18 protein-coding genes are annotated in these 18,041 nt (G+C 47.0%); 6 read left to right on the top strand and 12 right to left on the bottom strand.

Annotated elements, in window-relative coordinates:
- Together ASL14_RS13855 and ASL14_RS13850 are read right to left on the bottom strand one after the other, a co-directional pair.
- Positions 1-885 (bottom strand): carbohydrate ABC transporter permease, encoded by an 885-nt coding sequence (locus ASL14_RS13855; protein WP_134912010.1) that lies wholly within the window; start codon positions 883-885, stop codon positions 1-3.
- A 67-nt stretch (positions 886-952) separates the two neighbouring features.
- The gene (locus ASL14_RS13850; RefSeq protein ID WP_134912009.1) at positions 953-2,275 is read right to left on the bottom strand and encodes an ABC transporter substrate-binding protein; all 1,323 of its coding nucleotides are present in this window, start codon (positions 2,273-2,275) and stop codon (positions 953-955) included.
- Between the two features lie 321 nt (positions 2,276-2,596).
- Here ASL14_RS13850 and ASL14_RS13845 point away from each other — a divergent pair, with 321 nt between their 5' ends.
- The 3 genes from ASL14_RS13845 to ASL14_RS13835 all read left to right on the top strand — a co-directional run bounded on the left by ASL14_RS13845 (position 2,597) and on the right by ASL14_RS13835 (position 6,163).
- A complete protein-coding gene (locus ASL14_RS13845; protein WP_134912008.1) occupies positions 2,597-3,772 on the top strand; it encodes an AGE family epimerase/isomerase in 1,176 nt (391 codons plus the stop codon).
- Positions 3,769-4,953 (top strand): glycoside hydrolase family 130 protein, encoded by a 1,185-nt coding sequence (locus ASL14_RS13840; protein ID WP_134912007.1) that lies wholly within the window; start codon positions 3,769-3,771, stop codon positions 4,951-4,953. Before ASL14_RS13845 ends, ASL14_RS13840 begins: the two co-directional genes overlap by 4 nt.
- 196 nt (positions 4,954-5,149) lie before the next feature.
- Entirely contained in the window at positions 5,150-6,163 is a 1,014-nt protein-coding gene (locus ASL14_RS13835; protein ID WP_134912006.1) for a substrate-binding domain-containing protein, read from the top strand.
- Between the two features lie 126 nt (positions 6,164-6,289).
- On the opposite strand, the gene ASL14_RS13830 is transcribed toward ASL14_RS13835, so the two are convergent.
- From ASL14_RS13830 to ASL14_RS13820, 3 genes are all read right to left on the bottom strand, one after another.
- Positions 6,290-6,502, bottom strand: a complete 213-nt coding sequence (locus ASL14_RS13830; protein ID WP_044644293.1) for a cold-shock protein — start codon at positions 6,500-6,502, stop codon at positions 6,290-6,292.
- Positions 6,503-6,607: 105 nt separating this feature from the next.
- Positions 6,608-6,808 carry a cold-shock protein gene (locus tag ASL14_RS13825; RefSeq protein ID WP_134912005.1) on the bottom strand — a complete coding sequence of 67 codons (201 nt, stop codon included), beginning with the start codon at positions 6,806-6,808 and terminating at the stop codon, positions 6,608-6,610.
- 73 nt (positions 6,809-6,881) lie between these two features.
- Positions 6,882-7,397 carry a DUF2179 domain-containing protein gene (locus ASL14_RS13820; RefSeq protein ID WP_025683910.1) on the bottom strand — a complete coding sequence of 172 codons (516 nt, stop codon included), beginning with the start codon at positions 7,395-7,397 and terminating at the stop codon, positions 6,882-6,884.
- A 154-nt stretch (positions 7,398-7,551) separates the two neighbouring features.
- Between ASL14_RS13820 and ASL14_RS13815 the strand changes: the two genes are divergently transcribed.
- Positions 7,552-7,728 carry a CsbD family protein gene (locus ASL14_RS13815; RefSeq protein WP_068939077.1) on the top strand — a complete coding sequence of 59 codons (177 nt, stop codon included), beginning with the start codon at positions 7,552-7,554 and terminating at the stop codon, positions 7,726-7,728.
- Between the two features lie 271 nt (positions 7,729-7,999).
- Positions 8,000-9,043, top strand: a complete 1,044-nt coding sequence (locus ASL14_RS13810; RefSeq protein WP_134912004.1) for a stalk domain-containing protein — start codon at positions 8,000-8,002, stop codon at positions 9,041-9,043.
- A gap of 80 nt (positions 9,044-9,123) precedes the next feature.
- Here ASL14_RS13810 and ASL14_RS13805 read toward each other — a convergent pair whose 3' ends face one another.
- The 5 genes from ASL14_RS13805 to ASL14_RS13780 all read right to left on the bottom strand — a co-directional run bounded on the left by ASL14_RS13805 (position 9,124) and on the right by ASL14_RS13780 (position 14,453).
- A complete protein-coding gene (locus ASL14_RS13805) occupies positions 9,124-9,921 on the bottom strand; it encodes a copper amine oxidase N-terminal domain-containing protein (RefSeq protein ID WP_134912003.1) in 798 nt (265 codons plus the stop codon).
- Positions 9,922-10,114: 193 nt separating this feature from the next.
- Complete coding sequence (locus tag ASL14_RS13800; RefSeq protein WP_134912002.1) at positions 10,115-11,221, bottom strand: hypothetical protein; 1,107 nt, start codon at positions 11,219-11,221, stop codon at positions 10,115-10,117.
- A gap of 211 nt (positions 11,222-11,432) precedes the next feature.
- Entirely contained in the window at positions 11,433-12,614 is a 1,182-nt protein-coding gene (locus ASL14_RS13795) for an NAD(P)/FAD-dependent oxidoreductase (protein ID WP_134912001.1), read from the bottom strand.
- A gap of 27 nt (positions 12,615-12,641) precedes the next feature.
- Positions 12,642-13,073 carry a DUF1641 domain-containing protein gene (locus ASL14_RS13790; RefSeq protein ID WP_044644287.1) on the bottom strand — a complete coding sequence of 144 codons (432 nt, stop codon included), beginning with the start codon at positions 13,071-13,073 and terminating at the stop codon, positions 12,642-12,644.
- A gap of 570 nt (positions 13,074-13,643) precedes the next feature.
- Complete coding sequence (locus ASL14_RS13780; protein ID WP_134912000.1) at positions 13,644-14,453, bottom strand: HNH endonuclease; 810 nt, start codon at positions 14,451-14,453, stop codon at positions 13,644-13,646.
- A 261-nt stretch (positions 14,454-14,714) separates the two neighbouring features.
- Between ASL14_RS13780 and ASL14_RS13775 the strand changes: the two genes are divergently transcribed.
- Positions 14,715-16,211: an alpha-amylase gene (locus tag ASL14_RS13775; RefSeq protein ID WP_134914545.1), complete on the top strand. Its 1,497-nt coding sequence runs from the start codon at positions 14,715-14,717 to the stop codon at positions 16,209-16,211.
- Between the two features lie 77 nt (positions 16,212-16,288).
- Here ASL14_RS13775 and gpmA read toward each other — a convergent pair whose 3' ends face one another.
- Both gpmA and ASL14_RS13765 read right to left on the bottom strand, forming a co-directional pair.
- Entirely contained in the window at positions 16,289-17,038 is a 750-nt protein-coding gene (gpmA, locus tag ASL14_RS13770; protein ID WP_134911999.1) for a 2,3-diphosphoglycerate-dependent phosphoglycerate mutase, read from the bottom strand.
- Between the two features lie 187 nt (positions 17,039-17,225).
- Positions 17,226-17,966: a Bax inhibitor-1/YccA family protein gene (locus ASL14_RS13765; RefSeq protein WP_134911998.1), complete on the bottom strand. Its 741-nt coding sequence runs from the start codon at positions 17,964-17,966 to the stop codon at positions 17,226-17,228.
- Positions 17,967-18,041 lie beyond the last annotated feature (75 nt).

Below are 18,041 nucleotides of genomic sequence, written 5' to 3'. Positions count from 1 at the left end.
TTAATCCTCCTCTCCCCGAATCAGCAAACGTTGCAGCAGCGTAACCACGATCACAATCAGCAGCAAAATAACCGCCATCGCCGAGGCCAGACCGACCTTGCTGTACTTGAACGCCACGTCAATCGTCTGAATGACGAACGTTTTACTACCATTAGAGCCGCCAGTCATAATATACGGAATATCGAATGCACTGATCGCACCGCTAATCGCCAAGATGAGATTCAGCTGCAAAATCCGCTTGATACTCGGCAAAATAATGTACCGAAACTGATGCCAGCGGTTGGCCCCGTCCATATCAGACGCTTCATACAGATCACTTGATATGGAGGAAATCGCACCGAGAAACACAATAAAGTTAAAGCCCATGTATCTCCAGATCGACGTGCCAGCCAGTGAAATATTAATAATCTCCGGGTTGCCCAGCCACAGCTTGATATACGAGCCCAGCCCCAGTGCCTGAAGTAGTGTATCCAGCGTGCCGTCCGGCTTGAAGAAGAATAGAAAAATAAAACCAATGGCCACCCCGTTCATCAGGGAAGGGAAAAATAAAATGCCCTTAAACACATTTTTAAACCAGGTTTGAAAGCTGAGAATGGTTGCAAAATAAAGGGCCAGGCCCATCTGTACAAACGTGGCGACAAAGTAATACAAACTGACCTTAAACACCGAGAAGTACTCAGGGTCGGTAAAGATTTTGATATAGTTTTCAAAGCCCACATATTCCAGACGCTTACTATAGCCGTTCCAGTCCGAAAAGCTGTATTTGAACATGTTGATCACCGGTAAGTAAGCAAAAGTGACCAGCAGCGCCAGCGGAATAAATGAAAAGGCTGCAATAATCGCCAATCTTTGTTTGGAGTAGCTGAGATTCGAAAATTTAAACATGCTGCACCTCCTGGCTATCCGTCCATCGACTGCTACTTCGATCCTTTCTAATCGTCAGTTCAGATGACTATTTGGCTTCCTTCGCAGCCACTTCGGCACGCGCCTTCACCCATGCGTCGTTCAGATCCTTCATAATGGTGTCATATGATTCCGGGCGGTTACCAAGCGCTGCCTCAATAATGCGTTTCTTGAAGTCCGGCTGCCACAAACCGATTTCTCCCTTTGTGTCGATTTTATTGACAATCCCTTCCTGCCCTTTTGGCGAAGGAGTGAGCGTTTCAAAGACAACTCCCTGATCTCCGTATTGCTTCAAAATTTCAGGTAATTTTGCACCCTGTAGCGGACTGATGCTACCCGCCTGCTCTACGGCATAATTGGACTTGTCAGTAAACCAGTCCACCCAGGCACGAGCTGCCGCTTTATTTTCACTGTTTACGTTAATACCGAGGTTGTAATCGCCTGCCAGCGGAACAAGCACCTTGGAGGCATTCGTCGGAAACGGCATAAAGCCGATATCATCCTTGTTGGTGGCTGTGCTTTTGATCTGATCAATGGCCCAGGAGCCAAGTACCATCGTACCGATTTTCCCTTGAGCCAAATCCGCCTTGGAGGTTTCCCAATCCGTGGTGGTTGGGTCTTTTTCGATCAGACCATTTTTAGCCGCATCGTACATGATCTTATACAGCTCATAGTGAGGCTGACCCTTCGTGAAATTGTCGTCTGTATTCGGCTGTGTGACGTTCACATATTCCTTCGTACCCGCCACTGTAGCCAAATCAGCTTCCCACTGGGTCAGTGCCCACCCGGAGGCATAGTTCGTAAACAGCGGCACTGCCTTGGTTTTGTCCTTAATCTGCTGTAGCGCTTTCAAAAATTGATCCGGGGTTTTAGGAAGTTGCGTGATCCCCGCATCCTTGAACACATTTTTGTTATAAATCACACCGGAATACGTCATTGCTACCGGAATACCGTAGACATTATTGTCCACCATACGCTCTTCAATGCCGGTATACTTGCTCTTCATCTCCTCATAAGTGCCTAGCGGTTCGAAAAATTCGGGTAGTTCTGCAATGGGAATGCTGGTAGGAATAAGCAAAACATCTCCGTAATCCCTGGTGCCCATCCGAATTTTAATCTGGCTCTCATAATCGGCTAATGCCTGGAAATTGACCTTCACCTTCGGATAAAGCTTGTTAAATTCCTTGGCGTAATCCTGAAACACCGTATCCACAATGTCCGTCCGTTGTGTAATGACCGTGATTTCACCCTCCACATCCTTCGGATCAGAGCTGGCTGCTGGCGTATCTGATCCTTTTGGGGCACACCCTGCAAACAACCCCGCTAACAATAGCACCGATAGTAACGGCACCAAAACCTTGGACAACTTCATAAAACGACCCCTCCCGACTTTTTAAATAAGGTTATCGTTAAACTAACAAAATCATTTTATTATGATAACGCTTACTATGTCAATTTTATTATTTTGTGAATATATAAGCAGAGCTATAAAAGCTTCATAATGCAATATAATTTGGACAGTGCTTCCCACCCAGAGTAATAACGATAGCAGCATAGCTGATCTGAAACATAACCATTAGCCTTGGGGTAACGGTTATGAATCAGGAGAGTTGACAGGTTTGAAATACGTGATTATGATTTTAAATAAAGTTAACGATAACCTAATAGAATTTACAAAGGAGGATTTTGCCTCTTGGACACGTTGCTACATGAGATCAGACAGGAATGGAAGGATCATATACTCCCGTTCTGGCTAAGGTTGAAGGATGAAGCGCACGGTGGATTTTATGGTGAGGTGGATGTCGATCTGCACATCCATACAAAGGCGAACAAGGGTGGGATTGCTACTGCACGATTACTCTGGTCATTCTCGGCGGCAGCCCGTGTGACCGGGGAACGCATCTATAAGGATGCTGCACGACACGCTTTCCTGTTCCTGCAAGAGCACCTGATAGACCCGGTATATGGAGGAATGTACTGGATGGCAGATCATATGGGCCGTCCTGCCGACACATGCAAGCACGTCTATGCACAGGCATTCGCCATTTATGCCTTGTCCGAATATGCGCGGGCAACGGGCGACCCCGATGCACTGCCACTAGCTAAGGAGCTGTTTCACCTGCTGGAGCAAAAAGGATATGATCGCACCCGTCAGGCATACGGTGAACAATTTGACCGTATGTGGAACACACAGCCCAATGAGCTACTCAGCGAAAACGGGGTTACTGCGCATATCACCATGAATACACATATTCATGTTCTGGAAGCGTATACCCAATTACTGCGCGTGTGGCCGGATGAAAGCGTGCGAGATGCACTGGTGAATGTACTGGACATTTTATACAGTCGTGTTTACGATGCTTCCGCCCAGCGATTGGGGGTATTTTTCGACAGTGACTGGCGCTCTCTGCTCGACCTGACCTCGTACGGTCACGATATCGAGGCTAGCTGGCTGATTGAGGAAGCTATGAACGTACTGGACCACCATCCCCCGGAATATGTAGACATGGTGGTGGATATCGCCCATGCGGTAGCCGAACGTGCTGTTCAGCCAGATGGTTCACTGATCAACGAACGGGAAGGCGATCGGGTAGACACCTCGCGCATTTGGTGGGTACAGGCAGAAGGAGTCGTCGGCTTTTACAATGCGTATCAACGAACACAGGACGAACGTTTCTTACAGATTGTACGGGATTTGTGGGCCTACACTCGGCGGTATATCGTAGATCCACGACCTGGAGGTGAATGGTTCTGGTCCGTTCAAGCGGATGGCAAACCTGATCCAAAAGAAGTTGCAGGACCTTGGAAATGCCCTTATCACAATAGTCGATTTTGCATTGAAATGCTGGAAAGGATGGGAACGAAATGATTCATACTCAATACAATAAACTGCTTGCGCAGCAAGAGGAACTGATTACACGCCCGAATGAGGTCAACACCACCTTTTACAATGGCATCTACGAACGCTACCGTTACCCTGTACTCACACGTCATCACGTCCCGCTGCACTGGCGGTTTGATTTGAACGAGCAGACGAACCCGTTTTTCATGGAGCGTCTGGGCGTGAATGCAGCGTTAAACCCGGGCGCGATCTATCATGAGGGCAAATATATACTGGTTTCCCGCACCGAAGGGCTGGATCGGAAATCGTTTTTTGCTCTGGCCGAGAGTGATAACGGTATTGACCAGTTCCGGTTCATCGATGCCCCATTGATATGGGACGATATCGACCCGGACGAAACGAACATGTACGATATGCGGTTGGTGAAGCATGAGGACGGCTGGATCTACGGCATTTATTGTTCGGAGAAAAAGGACCCTGACGCACCAGCACACGACACCTCCAGCGCTGTCGCTCAGGCCGGACTGGTCCGCACCCGCGATCTTCGCACATGGACCCGTCTACCGAATATCTCCAGCCGATCACCGCAACAGCGTAACGTTGTCCTGCACCCCGAATTCGTGAACGGCCAATACGCCTTTTACACTCGTCCGCAGGACGGATTTATTTCCACCGGCTCGGGCGGCGGCATTGCCTTCGGTCTGTGCAAGGATATTACACAGCCTGTGATTGAGAGCGAAACAGTGATTGACGAGCGCTGCTATCATACGGTGTACGAAGCCAAGAACGGGCAAGGGCCCGCTCCGATCAAGACCAGCCGCGGCTGGATTCATATCGCTCATGGCGTACGCAATACCGCCGCTGGTTTGCGATATGTGCTGTACACCTTTGCCACCAGCCTGGAGGACCCTTCGTGCGTCATCGCCAAGCCCGGCGGGCACTTTATAGCCCCCTATGATGAAGAGCGTGTCGGGGATGTCTCGAACGTTATTTTTTGCAATGGAGCAGTGGTTAACGAGCAAAATAAAGTCTTTATTTACTACGCCTCCAGTGATACCCGTATCCACGTGGCAACAACGACCGTCGCCCGCTTGGAGGACTACACGTTCAACACACCGCCTGACCCACTGCGTTCACTCGGTAGCGCCGCTATCCGCCGTGAGCTGATTCAGCGCAATGAGGCGCTGTTGCAAGCACGCCCTCATTAAGTCGCAAGCTTTATCCTGCATGCGGAACCATGTATACTATCCAGAGAACAACTGTTATCCGCAGGCTAATGGCTGTTCTCTGGGCAGCTATGCTGCTACTCTTTTCTTTAAAGGACAGCTATGCTGCTGATTTTTCTCGACAGGGCGGCTACGCTGCTGATGTTGATCTTTTTTAAATTGGAAGGCGGAACAGGAAATGAAGAGCAACGTAACGATGCGGGACATTGCAGAAAAGCTGGGGGTTAGCAGCGTGACCGTGTCGAAGGCGCTCAATGACAAGGATGGAGTTAGCGATGAGCTAAAGGAGCGCATCAAGACGCTTGCGGGCGAAATGGGCTACCGTTTCAATACCGCTGCCAAGTCCATGAAGGAGGGCCTCACCTATAACATTGGTGTTGTCATTCCCGAGCGTTTTACCGGCCCCGGCCAATCGTTTTATCTGCACATCTATCAGCAAATTTCGCGGGAACTCGAGCAATACGGCTACTACGGCATTCTTCACATCCTCCATCGCGAGGACGAAGAACAGCTTAATCTGCCACGTATCTATTACGATCGCAAGGTGGATGGCTTCATTCTTCTGGGACAAGTGAGCAAGCCATATATTGAGCTAGTGCAGTCCATGGACCTGCCCAAAATGTTTCTTGATTTTTATGATGAGCATGCCGATATCGACTCCGTAGTAACCGATAATTTTTACGGAGCCTACGAGCTGACCAACTATTTGATCGCCCAGGGACACCGGGACATTGCATATGTGGGTAATCTCTACTCCACCAGTAGCATTCAGGACCGTTTCCTCGGCTACTATAAATCCTTGCTGGAGCACAGGCTGCCTCTGCGTAACGAGTGGGTACTCAGCGACCGGGACGACGAGGGTGTATACGTTGATATGGAGCTGCCTCAGCCACTGCCAACCGCCTTCGTATGCAACTGTGACCAGGTCGCGTACAACCTGGTGCAAAAGCTCATTGCTCTGGGATACCGCGTGCCTGAAGATTGCTCTGTTGTTGGCTTCGACAACGATGTATATGCCACCCTTATTGTTCCGCAGTTGACCACCGTCGGAGTGGACATTGAACAGATGGCCCGTACTGCCATTGAATCCATGATGAAAAAAATAAGCCATCCCGGCAGTCGTTTTGGCCGGGTCCTTGTACAAGGTCACATCGTGTATCGTGATTCCGTGCAGCGCATGGAGAGGCCGTGATCGATGTGTGCTTTGGACAATTGGCCCATTCTCAAAGCTTCACAACCAAAAGCCGCTCAGCATGTCGCTGGAGCGGCTTTTGATGTTCATATCTTCTACACACGTGGTCAACATACTCGCCTTTACTCAGGAGCGTTGGGCCACAAAAGAGTTGCCCGTTCGATTGAGAATCGGGAGCATCCGCGTTTCCTGTCCCATGGAGGCTTGGCAGAACGGACAAACCGGTTCGCTCAAAAAGGTGAAATCCGTCCGCATCCAGCCGTTGCAACCCTCGCTGGTACACGACCAAATCGCCGTATCTTCCTCTGGGATAATCTCCGGAGCCTGGCGCCTGTACATCTACATTCCCCCCTCGGTTTTATGGGGTAATCCCCTACATTAGAAGGGAGCCCCGCCCAACGAAGCGGCAAAGAGGCTCCTCTGATCAGCTCGTCCTGACCCGTTTTAGCTGGTCTTGGTGACATGCTCCGCCTGCGGCCCGCGCTGGCTTTCCACCACATTAAATTTCACATGCTGGCCTTCGTCCAGCGTCTTGAAGCCTTCGCCGTCGATAGCACTGTAGTGGACAAAAATATCCTGGCCCTCTGTCTCGATAAAGCCGAAGCCTTTATCTGCATTGAACCATTTCACTGTTCCTGTTGGCATATTGTTAAATCCCTCCTGTGCGGGTATTAATATGCTCCATCCTCTGAAAAATATGCGTATTTTTCCAAAATGTTTACTTGCGGATCGCCTTGGTCCAGAAACCGCCATGAAACTGCTTCGGCTCCACTGTAATAACAAAGGCCTTGGGATCAATATCCAGAATGGATTGGTACAGCTTGTTCTGATTTTTCCGCTTAGCCAAAATTTCCATCACCAGCCGATCTCCATCCCGCCCACTGCCCAGCCATGCTGTAACACCGTACCCTTTGTCACGCAGCGCATTAGCGATACCTCCGTTGACCTCATTGCTGATCACCTTGACGGTTACGTAGCCGAGCGCTATTTTTTCCTCAATCCATGCTCCAATGAGAATACCCAGCGCATAGCCGATAGCATAAACCGCGAGACTTGCCACCTGATCCAAATACTTAAGTACCATGTTCAGGCCCAGCACATAGATCGTAACTTCTACAGTACTTATGAGCGCAGCAACGTACTTCTGTCCTTTCAGCGTCAAAATCATACGCAGTGTATACGCAGACACGTAAATAATTTGAATAACGAAAATAAATAACAAAATTTTAAGCATACGCCCACTCCTCATTTCACGTTCTGATTTGGCCTGTATCCATCATTATACCCTTGTATGTCGCACAGCTTTCCGTTTCGCATCACCCTCGCTCGGGTAAAGACTAACTACAGCATGCTGAAGGAAATTTCGATCACATAAGGAGGGCTATAACATGAAGGATAACGGAATCAGCGATAAAATCAAAGGTAATGTTAACAAAGCCAAAGGTGAAATCAAGGATCAAATCGGGAATGCCACGGATAATAAATCCCTTCAAGCCGAAGGTAAGCTGGATAAGGCCAAAGGCCATCTTCAGGAAACGGCAGGCAAGCTGAAGGATGGCAAATAATTCCGATATTTGGATATGAGCCTTGACGTACTATTTTCCCATCAAGCCTCGCTGTCTTGTGCAGCGGGCTTGTTTTGTTTGACTTGTTTTGTTTAACGGCTTTTCGAAAAACTTTTACGAAAACAGGGCAACTTTTACTGTTGCAGTTGCGTCTAACCAATATAAGCACATCTGCTAATATCCCTCCAAACGTGTTGGATTTTGTAGGTATTAATGTTACTCTAGTCTATGAACTAGGCTATAATTCTTAAATAAAGGGGTAGACCAACGAATGAAATCATTGAAATCTATGAAAAAGCCTATCATCATCACTGCCGTATCCGCCTTGGCCATATCGGGGGCTCTTTTCAGCCAATCCACATATGCCGCGCAAGTAACTAAGCCGATCCAAGCAGTTTATAACAATATCAAAATCATCTACAACGGAACTGAGGTTCCTTATGATGCAAAAACAGAACCATTTATGCTGGATGGCGTGACTTATCTCCCGCTTCGTCTGGCAGGTACAGCTTTGGATAAAAAAGTAGATTGGGACGGTACCAACAAACGCGTAGTCATTGCTGACAAAGGCGTTCCGATTGATCAATCTACAGTTACAGCATTGAACAACCAGATTACGACGCTGACCCAGGAACTGAACACAGCAAAAGCAGCGAACACGACGAAAGATGCTACCATCGCTCAATTGCAAAAAGACAATCAGACGTTAAAAGATGACGCAAGCAAAAACAGTTCTAGCTCCTTGAAGGATCTCCAGAAGGAACTGAACGATGATCACAGCGATGACTACAGCACCAACTCGGATATCACGTTAGATGGTAACAAAAGCGATATTACGGTGACCATCGAAATGACAAAATCCAGATGGACTGAACTATCCGACAGTAAAAAGAGAAGCTACTTGGAGGACATCGTTGAAGATATTTTGAAAGAATATAAGGATGCCGATATTGAGGGTACGGTTAAAAACTCCAGTAATAGGGATAAAATGGCGACCTTTACAACCAACAGCAGAGGCGATGTTACTTTGAGGGATGTAGCTTCTTCTTTAGATAAAAGCAGTATCCAACGTAGTTTGTCCGATAGATATGGCACCTATGCCGGAGTCGGCTTTGATTTCACCGTAAGAGGCGACAGCAGTGAAGCTATCGTTGAAGCTTATGTAAATTCGGATGATTGGAATAAAATGTCAAACAGTCAAAGAAACACCCTGACAGACGGCGTCGTTGATTATCTTAAAGACAAAGAGTCTGTATCCAAAGTCACGGGATATATACGCAATAAAGGAAACGGCAATCAAATCATTACCTTCTAAGATTAATCCTTCAAAAAAGGCGACAAAGGCCCTTAAGCCTTTGTCGCCTTTTTTATGATGTACAAGCAACATACATTCCACTACTTAATCAACCTTCCTACGGAAGTAATATATTTTACATAATCTTTGTCCGCATTGGTCGTATCTATATTTCTTGTATAAACCAAATTACCAGGAGTGGTGATTTTCACTTTGTAAAACATACTGGGTCTAGAATAAGGATTTACACTATAGGTTCCTTTACTATAAACAATCAGAGGATTAAAGTCGATTTGCTTGGAAGCAGGCGATAAGCCGCCCTCGTACATAGCATAAATATCCAATATGCCTTTCTTGCGATCCCAATCAAAGGAAGTAAGATCAAACGCATTCGCGTCAATGACTTGGGCCAAGTCTTGTCCCTTAAATTTCATAAGAACTGGACTTTCCGTAAAGCTATCATGCCTTAGTTTCAATAAGCCACGCTTGGGATCCCACTCCATCTTCGCATCTGTATCTTTCAACAAAATGGATACCGGCAAAAACATCGCATTACTTTTCATGATGGGGACTGTATCCATTGTGACCGGCTCGCCGTTAACCGATATTTCGGGTGATCCGATCGTTGCCGTTACATTACGGCCCAAAAGATCAACAGAAGCGGTTTTGCTCGCTGCATTGTAAGTTACTTTACCACCCAGTATATCCTCAGCCGCTTTCAGCGGTATGAGTAGTCTGTCCTTTTTATCCAAGAAAGGTGATGCAGGGTAAGTATATAGAACGTAATGATCATTGACCTTCAGATGTATGGGGGTTTGAGCTTGAGCTGATGTCGAATTCGAGTGTGCAGTAGCAAAACTTAGTACAATCATAATACTGATTAATAACCTGATTTTCATAATGCCCTCCTAGTTATTTCTTAGTCTCAAAACCAAGTTTGTGAGTTAGGAATCCAGTTGAGTAAGAAGCAAGGCTAAACATGGAAAAACATCTGCAAATCCTGTATTGTTGTAGTCCTACCTAACAACAAAGGAAAATGGCAGATGTCATTCCGGTATATTTTAGTTTAAACCGTTGTTTAAGTAACTGTTCTTATCGGTTCGGATTTCTAATCCACACACTTGTTTCAAAATGAGTAATATAATCGGTTGGCCAATCAATCGTCCCGAACCACTTACTTCCATCCCAAAATGAATAATCCCGATAGTCATCCCATGGATAATAATAATCCGAATTGAATTTCGAGACTACCAATTCTGAAAACTCTCCAGTGACAGAACTACCATAGATATTACTACCATCAAAGTTATTTTTCGCTATTGCCGTCACTCTCTTAACTGACATGGACGATAAGTCTGAAGAGTCGAAAGGGGTTTGCATAACAACGACTTGATTGTAGTAGGCTAACAGATAAGCGTTATAGGTACTGTTATCAATATAAAATTTAACCGAGTTAAATCCCTCCCTATTTATCCACGTCTCTGAAGAGTATTTGAAACCATTGCTCCTAATATACCCCTGCCATACTCCTCTACCTGTTTGATAGGAAAATCCCCCCTCAATTCCCCGTCCATTCTTTGCATCAAAACCGTAATACATCCACGGTTGTTCCCCTGCTCCTAGATTTTCAGCCTTTGGCAAAATAACACCTGCATTAACCCCATCAAAACCTTCATAATCCAATTGAACCCTTGAGAAAGTTCCCGTTGTCCCTCCACTCACTTGTGATGGAGTGGGATTATTTTTACTTGATATGGAAACATCATGATTGTTGCTTGATTCACTCAAAGAGTTTGTTTCCGTATAAGTAGCATCCGTAACACTATCTTCTTTCGATTCAACCTTATCCGCCATACCTACATAACCTTTTTCTGAGCTGTATACTTCTCCATCGAGCGTAAGATATATGTATTCCGATTTGTTAAGCTTCTCCAGATTTTGTTGTAGATCACTATTATTCTTACTCTTTAGTGATGTACTATCCGCTGTATTCAGCAGTTCAGCAATAGATGCTTTCGGATTAACAGCGATCTTGTGTTCTTGAAGCTCATGGACTATGGCCCGCTGTTTGAGATTTTCAAAAAATGAAGCGTCGTACGTACTAGTTTTCGATTCCGCATAGGCGAGGCTTCCCGAAAGTGAAGAGCACATGAGAATGGTTGCCAATCCCATGCCTAAAAACTTTTTTTTCCTAAACATACACAAACCTCCTAGTTATTTTTCAAAACTAGCATACCTCCACAAATGTATATTTTCAACCACAATTTACAATTGGTGCCTAAATAAAGAACATATCTTTTTACACATCATGACATATAGAAGGTTGAATTACATATCAAAAAAAGATGCAACAAAAAGAGAGCGCAGAACAGCGCTCTCTTCCAATAAAGCATATAAAAAGTAAGGAATATTAATAGGCCAATGCAAAAAGTCCTTTGATGTGGGACAGGTAACGGATGTTACTGCCTTCCTTCATCAAAGTAGCTACAGCGCCTTTCAGTTGGGTGCCATTCGCGCCTACCGTACCGATCGCGTCTGTTCTGCCCAAGCTGCCCAGCGTACCGGAGAATACTGGGTTAAAGTTTTCCATTTTCGCTCCGTTGAAGTAAGCAAAAATGTTATAACCCACGGTTTCGCCCATTTGCCAAGCCAACTGAGCAGTTGGAGGGTATGGACGCTCGCCTTCACCAGGGAACACCACTGCGCTGTCGCCAGCGAGGAAGATGTCTTCATGGGAAGTGGATTGCAGTGCACCGTTCACGGTTGCGCGGCCACGGTTCACTTCGATACCGGAAGCGCCAACCAGTGCGTTGCCTTGTACGCCGCCTGTCCAGATCAGGGTGTTCGTTTGGATCGAACGTCCGTCTTTGAGCAGAACTTCGTCGGCTTTCATTTCTGTAATCGGAACACCGGCTACGATTTGAACGCCACGTTTTTCAAGGCTTGTTACTGCACGATCAACCAGTGCTTGAGGGAAGCCTGCCAAAATAGATGGTCCAGCTTCTACACAGTAGAGGCTAACATCTTCGTAGTTGATGCCTTTTTCACGGCAAATCGCAGGCAGCTTGTCAGCATATTCGCCCACCAGTTCAACACCCGTCAGACCACCACCGCCGATAACGATTGTAGCGTCCGCTTTGTTGCCGGATTGCTTGTAAGCATCCAGACGAGCTTCTACGTGTGCGCGAATGCGGTTTGCTTCTGCCACTGATTTCAGCGTGAAGCTATGTTCTTGCAGCCCCGGAATACCGAAGTAAGCCGTTTCGCTGCCCAGGGAAATAACGAGAGCGTCATAGCTCAACGTAGCGCCACTGGCCAGAGTTACTTTTTTATCGTCCGGTTTGATTTCCGAAACGGTATCCACTTTCAGGATAATTTCTTTGTTACGCAGCAGTTTCTCCAAAGGAAGCGCAACAGCTTTCTCGGCAATTGTACCTGCCGCCAAACGGTGCAGCTCCGTAATAATTTGGTGCGACGCAAAGCGGTTTACCACTGTAATGGTTGCTTGGCTAGCGTCCAGATGCTGGCGTGCTGTCAGAGCGGCCAGCAAGCCGCCGTATCCGCCGCCCAAGATCAAAATTTGCTTCGACATGTCCATCCTCCGTTCTTGATCAGGTAATTATTTGCTCTCGCGTTGGCGCTCATTCAGAATATCCAGGAAAGCCTGGCTGAAACGCAGCGTTTTTTGTACATTTGGATCTTTAAGCATTTTGAGCAGGCCAAACAGACCTACACTGCCGTCTGTAGTTTGTACGCGGTCTCCTGCTTCAATGGCAGCAGAAGCCAAGCCTTTAGCCGACTCTGTAACAGGCTTCACAAACTCTCCCATGGAGCTTTTCATATCGCCGATAAATACAGGGTCGGTTGCCAAACTACGGGCTACATCATAAGCGTCGGTCATCAAAGTAACCATCTCAGTCAACTTGGGCAGATTCTCAACCAGTACGGTCAGCGATTGCTGAACCTCCGGTTTCATCAATTGGTCCAATACATCCCGAGACTCTTTAGTAGCTTCTTGTGTTACAGCCACCTCTTGTTGGTTTTCAGACATGCGTGAACGTCCTCCTTTACTGTGAAAATAGAAGTCCATTCCTTTCTCGTAACCTGTATCCATAAACTCTAGCAATAAAACGTTCATTGAATTCACGCCCTTAAACATGCAAGAAGCACAGCTAAAACCGGCCTATACCCTAAAGGGCAAGACTGATTTATCGCAGACGCCAATTGTATATTGCTCAGACGGTATTCTGTTGTTACTGCTGCGGAATATCCCACGAAGCGCTCCTTCGTGACTACAACAGGCCGAAACGGAACCCTATACCTCTATATTACACTGTTTACAACACAATCGTCGAAGAAATTTTAAATTTGCACAAATTTCTACAAAATTTTTATTGTTATTTTAGATAAAAATTAGAATAAGCTCGTTTTTTGTCCAATTTTCCGTAAAAAAAGGGTCATATCATAGCATGCAAGGGTAATAGAGAGAGTGAATCTCATATCGCGATCACATGAAAATCACCACAAAACATATGAGGCCAATCCGGATACGTTCGTCATTGGTGTGCAGGACTCCCACGACGCGGGCGCTTGCGGTCTGATTCGCGGGAGTGCCCGGCTTTCATAGGGAGTCCTCAGGGGCATCGGAATCATCAGGAGAAGGCAACGGCACACCGGATTCGATGAATTCATCTAAATCGCGGGCTGCCTTGAATTGATTGCATTCGTTGCAAGCACATACACAATTGACGGGCGTAGTGTGTCCTCCTTTGGCACGAGGCAGCAAATGATCAATGGTATCACCATAACCCCCGCAGAAAAAGCAGGTATAGCGATCACGCTTGAGCACATATTGACGGAATTCCTTATTGCTGTAGAGTCTGCGGATGGTGTACGGATTAACAACCACTGCCATGCGCTCTCTAACCAGGGTAACCGCCAGATCAAATTCAATCTCCTGATGCCAACGTCTCCCCTGATCGGTTTTGCCCCTTAACCGAATCATGCCGTTACGGTTGAGCCGCAGAACCTTGGTATCCGCAGGCTTCAGCCTGCTGAGCAAATGTCGAACACGCTGCCGATGACGCTCACGGGCTTTATCCGTGACTGGCTTCCTGCGGGGCAGCTGAGGCTGCACATCAGGCTGTGTGGACGGCTCCATGCCTTGCACAGTTGCCTCATCCCCAGCGTCATGCGATGCTAGGGAAGCCGTGAGGGGCTTTGTTCCCTCGCCGGAAGGAGCGGACGCAGACGCACGTTCTTGCGCCGCTAGCCCTCGGCAGGAACGACAAGGACCACGCCGGGAATAAGGACCGGACCGGCGACCGGTCCTGCGCTGAAATTCCGTTAAAGGCTTCAGCTCCTGACAATACGTACATTTTTTCATCAGCGGTTTACCCGCTTCGTTCCTGATTGACTGCGATTCCGTCATGTCCGCCCCTCCTTTCCCCGTTGCTCACGTTTACTGAATACTTGAAACCCGAACTTTTGCTAAGTTAAATTCATTCTACCGTTTTCACGTCCCCTTTTCTAGCCAATCGAATATATATACCTTCAAGGTATAACAAATTTTAATCATTTGGCATACGTTATACAGCGTTCCCTGTTCTTCGTTCGGCAGCTTATTAACCGCCTGACGTTTAGCCCCCCTTGCTTGGTGGGTAACTTGTTATATATGAAGGAGGGACGCATGATGAAAAGGAACCATACGATGATGCAGTTTTTCGAGTGGAACGTCGAGGCTGATGGCTCCCACTGGAAGAAACTTGCCCGCCTGGCACCGGAACTAAAAGCCAAAGGAATTGACGCGATATGGATTCCACCTGTCACTAAGGGCCAATCCCCCCAGGATACGGGATACGGCGTCTATGACCTTTACGATCTGGGTGAATTTGATCAAAAAGGTGCGGTGCGCACCAAATACGGAACCCGGGAAGATCTGCTGGAGGCTATTGCTGCCTGCGTTCGCCACGGTGTGGCTGTCTATGTCGATCTGGTCATGAACCATAAAGCTGGCGCGGATGAAACGGAAGTATTCAAGGTCGTCGAGGTCAACCCGGATAACCGCAATGAGGTCATTTCCGAGCCGTTCGATATCGAAGGCTGGACTAAATTTACGTTCCCCGGCCGTCAGAGTCAGTATTCCACATTTCAATGGAATTTTGAGCATTTTAACGGAACCGATTATGATGCAAGTCAGGACCGAACAGGAATTTATCGTATTTTAGGCAAAAATAAAAGCTGGAGCGAGCATGTAGATGATGAATTCGGCAATTATGATTATTTGATGTTCGCCAATATTGACTATAATCATCAGGAAGTGCGCAAGGAAATGATCCACTGGGGCAAATGGCTGGTGGATACCCTGCAATGCAACGGATTTCGTCTGGATGCGATCAAGCATATCAATCATGAATTTGTACGGGAGTTCGCTACGGAAATGATCAAAAAACGCGGACAGGACTTTTATATGGTAGGTGAGTTTTGGAAACCCGATCTGGAATCATGTCAAAAATTTCTGGATACCATTGATTATAAAATCGACCTGTTTGACGTATCCCTCCACTACAAACTACATAGCGCTTCCTTGGGTGGAAAGGATTTCGATTTAAGCACCCTTTTCGAGGATACGCTAGTCCAGACTCATCCCCTGAACTCCGTCACTTTTGTCGATAATCATGATTCCCAGCCGCACGAAGCCCTGGAATCGTGGGTAGAGGACTGGTTTAAGCCCAGCGCCTACGCGCTCATCCTACTGCGCAAGGACGGTTACCCCTGTGTATTCTACGGCGATTACTACGGCATTCAAGGGCAAACGCCCGTGAAAGGCAAACAGGCCGAGCTGGATCCGCTCCTGTATGCCCGCTATCATAAAGCCTATGGTGAGCAAAAGGATTATTTTGATGATCCCCATACGATTGGATGGGTTCGTCAGGGCGTGCCAGAATTGGAAGGCTCCGGCTGCGCCGTGGTGGTCACCAACGCCGACAACGGAGAGAAGCGTATGTTCGTGGGAGAACACCGTGCAGGAGAGCAATGGACCGATCTGACGGGCCGCCACGATCATATCGTACAAATTGAAAAGGATGGCTACGGTATATTCCCGGTTCGTGCCGGCAGTGTATCCGTATGGGCGCTTCCTGCCGAGGATGACAGCCCGGAGGAAGCAGATGACGACGTGGACGCTTAATATATTACTTATTAACTTATACCCAGCACAAAGAGGACAGGATGCGAGGAAGCGCCCTGTCCTCTTTTTATCGAAAATCACTCCGTCACCTTGCTTTGGTTAGCCACAGCCTGTTTTTTCGCCTCCACATGACTCGGATCACCGAGATAGAAGCGCCGAATGGGATCTATATGCTCGTCCAGCTCATATACCAGCGGAATGCCTGTCGGAATATTCAAATCCAGCAGTGCGGTTTCGTCCAGATTCTCCATGTACTTGATCAGTGCCCGCAGGGTGTTGCCATGCGCGGAAATAATGACCCGTTCCTTTTTTTGAACCAAGGGCACAATCCGCTGCCTCCAAAACTCACCGACCCGATGCACCGTATCTTCCAAACTTTCTCCGAGCGGCAGCTCTTCCGGCTTAATGTTGCGGTATCGTTCCTCCCTGCGAGGACTGCGTTCATCCTGTTCATCCAACATAGGAGGCCGCACCGTCAGGCTACGCCGCCAGATATGAACCTGTTCCTCACCGTATTGGACGGCGGAATCCAGCTTGCTAAGCCCCTGAAGAGCACCATAATGGCGTTCGTTCAGCTTCCACGACTTCTGTACGGGTATCCACAAATGATCCAGCTCGTCCAAAATGTGATACAGCGTACGAATGGATCGTTTCAGCACCGAAGCGAACGCCAGATCAAACGTATACCCGTTCTCCTTGAGAATACGCCCTGCCTCTATGGCTTCATGGGTTCCCTGCTCGGTCAGGTCCACATCCGTCCAGCCTGTGAACAGGTTTTGACGGTTATACACGCTTTCTCCATGCCTCACCAGCACTACTTGATACATAGAAGACCCCACTCCTTTCCTGTTTATCGTTATGTTTATGTTTTACCTAACTTCTATGTATTTAACGTAAAATGCAGTTTTTAAACCGTCTCTTTAATACAAAAAAGGACGACATTCAGCCGTCCTCTTCTCCTTATCCTGCACCTATCTGCACATTAAAGTGAAACTATTCATGAATCGCAGACACTTAGTCCTCCTTACTGAACTTGGACAACAGCTCCAAAATCCGCACATACAGCCATACCAGGGTCAAGAGCAATCCAAAAGCGCCGTACCATTCCATGTATTTGGGTGCCCCTTGCTCGGTCTGCTCCTCAATAAAATTAAAATCCACCAGCAGATTCAAAGCCGCAATGATCACAACAAATAAACTGATGCCGATGCCAAGCCAGCCTGTCTCATGGATATACGGAACATTCATACCGAAAAAATTCAAGATAAAGTCCACCAGTGTGACCAGAGCAATAGCCAGCGTACACAAAACAACGAATGAGATAAAGCCCCGTGTCACCTTGATGATTCGCTGTGTGTACATAAAGAGCATCAGTAACAAGATACCTACGGTCAGCAAAATGGCATTGGCCACAATGCCGGGGTATTCATACTCCATATAAGCTGAAATACCGCCCAAAGCAAAGCCACTGAAAATCGCATAGATTGGCGAAAGAAGTGGAGCTGTTTTTGGAAAAAAGAATATCGCAAGGGCCATACCAGCCATACCGAACAAACCTGCAGTCATCAAGGATAGAACCTCTATGATACCCTGGTCATTCATATACCAGGTTATACTGCCAGAAACGATAAGCAAAACAAGTAGAAGCAACGTTTTATTTACCGTTCCTCCAATGGTCATGCGTTGTTCGCTAACTTCTCTTTCATCTTCTCGCAAAAAAATGTCATCACGTAAAACCGGATTGCTTAAGCTCATTCAGAATGCTCCTTTTCAAATGTGTTAATTTCTAAGTTTGGCCTGTCGATTCTTTGTGCTGTATATGTATATATC

The organism is Paenibacillus sp. IHB B 3084 (assembly GCF_001447315.1).
GTDB lineage: Bacteria > Bacillota > Bacilli > Paenibacillales > Paenibacillaceae > Paenibacillus.
Note: the sequence above shows the minus strand (reverse complement) of the source record. Positions and strands in the feature narration are given on the sequence as shown.

Bases quoted from the DNA above. Each gene is read 5' to 3' on its own strand.
- ASL14_RS13855 (WP_134912010.1), bottom strand. From the start codon at position 885: ATGTTTAAATTTTCGAATCTCAGCTACTCCAAACAAAGATTGGCGATT.
- ASL14_RS13850 (WP_134912009.1), bottom strand. From the start codon at position 2,275: ATGAAGTTGTCCAAGGTTTTGGTGCCGTTACTATCGGTGCTATTGTTA.
- ASL14_RS13840 (WP_134912007.1), top strand. From the start codon at position 3,769: ATGATTCATACTCAATACAATAAACTGCTTGCGCAGCAAGAGGAACTG.
- ASL14_RS13835 (WP_134912006.1), top strand. From the start codon at position 5,150: ATGAAGAGCAACGTAACGATGCGGGACATTGCAGAAAAGCTGGGGGTT.
- ASL14_RS13830 (WP_044644293.1), bottom strand. From the start codon at position 6,502: ATGTACAGGCGCCAGGCTCCGGAGATTATCCCAGAGGAAGATACGGCG.
- ASL14_RS13825 (WP_134912005.1), bottom strand. From the start codon at position 6,808: ATGCCAACAGGAACAGTGAAATGGTTCAATGCAGATAAAGGCTTCGGC.
- ASL14_RS13820 (WP_025683910.1), bottom strand. From the start codon at position 7,397: ATGCTTAAAATTTTGTTATTTATTTTCGTTATTCAAATTATTTACGTG.
- ASL14_RS13815 (WP_068939077.1), top strand. From the start codon at position 7,552: ATGAAGGATAACGGAATCAGCGATAAAATCAAAGGTAATGTTAACAAA.
- ASL14_RS13810 (WP_134912004.1), top strand. From the start codon at position 8,000: ATGAAATCATTGAAATCTATGAAAAAGCCTATCATCATCACTGCCGTA.
- ASL14_RS13805 (WP_134912003.1), bottom strand. From the start codon at position 9,921: ATGAAAATCAGGTTATTAATCAGTATTATGATTGTACTAAGTTTTGCT.
- ASL14_RS13800 (WP_134912002.1), bottom strand. From the start codon at position 11,221: ATGTTTAGGAAAAAAAAGTTTTTAGGCATGGGATTGGCAACCATTCTC.
- ASL14_RS13795 (WP_134912001.1), bottom strand. From the start codon at position 12,614: ATGTCGAAGCAAATTTTGATCTTGGGCGGCGGATACGGCGGCTTGCTG.
- ASL14_RS13790 (WP_044644287.1), bottom strand. From the start codon at position 13,073: ATGTCTGAAAACCAACAAGAGGTGGCTGTAACACAAGAAGCTACTAAA.
- ASL14_RS13780 (WP_134912000.1), bottom strand. From the start codon at position 14,453: ATGACGGAATCGCAGTCAATCAGGAACGAAGCGGGTAAACCGCTGATG.
- ASL14_RS13775 (WP_134914545.1), top strand. From the start codon at position 14,715: ATGAAAAGGAACCATACGATGATGCAGTTTTTCGAGTGGAACGTCGAG.
- gpmA (WP_134911999.1), bottom strand. From the start codon at position 17,038: ATGTATCAAGTAGTGCTGGTGAGGCATGGAGAAAGCGTGTATAACCGT.
- ASL14_RS13765 (WP_134911998.1), bottom strand. From the start codon at position 17,966: ATGAGCTTAAGCAATCCGGTTTTACGTGATGACATTTTTTTGCGAGAA.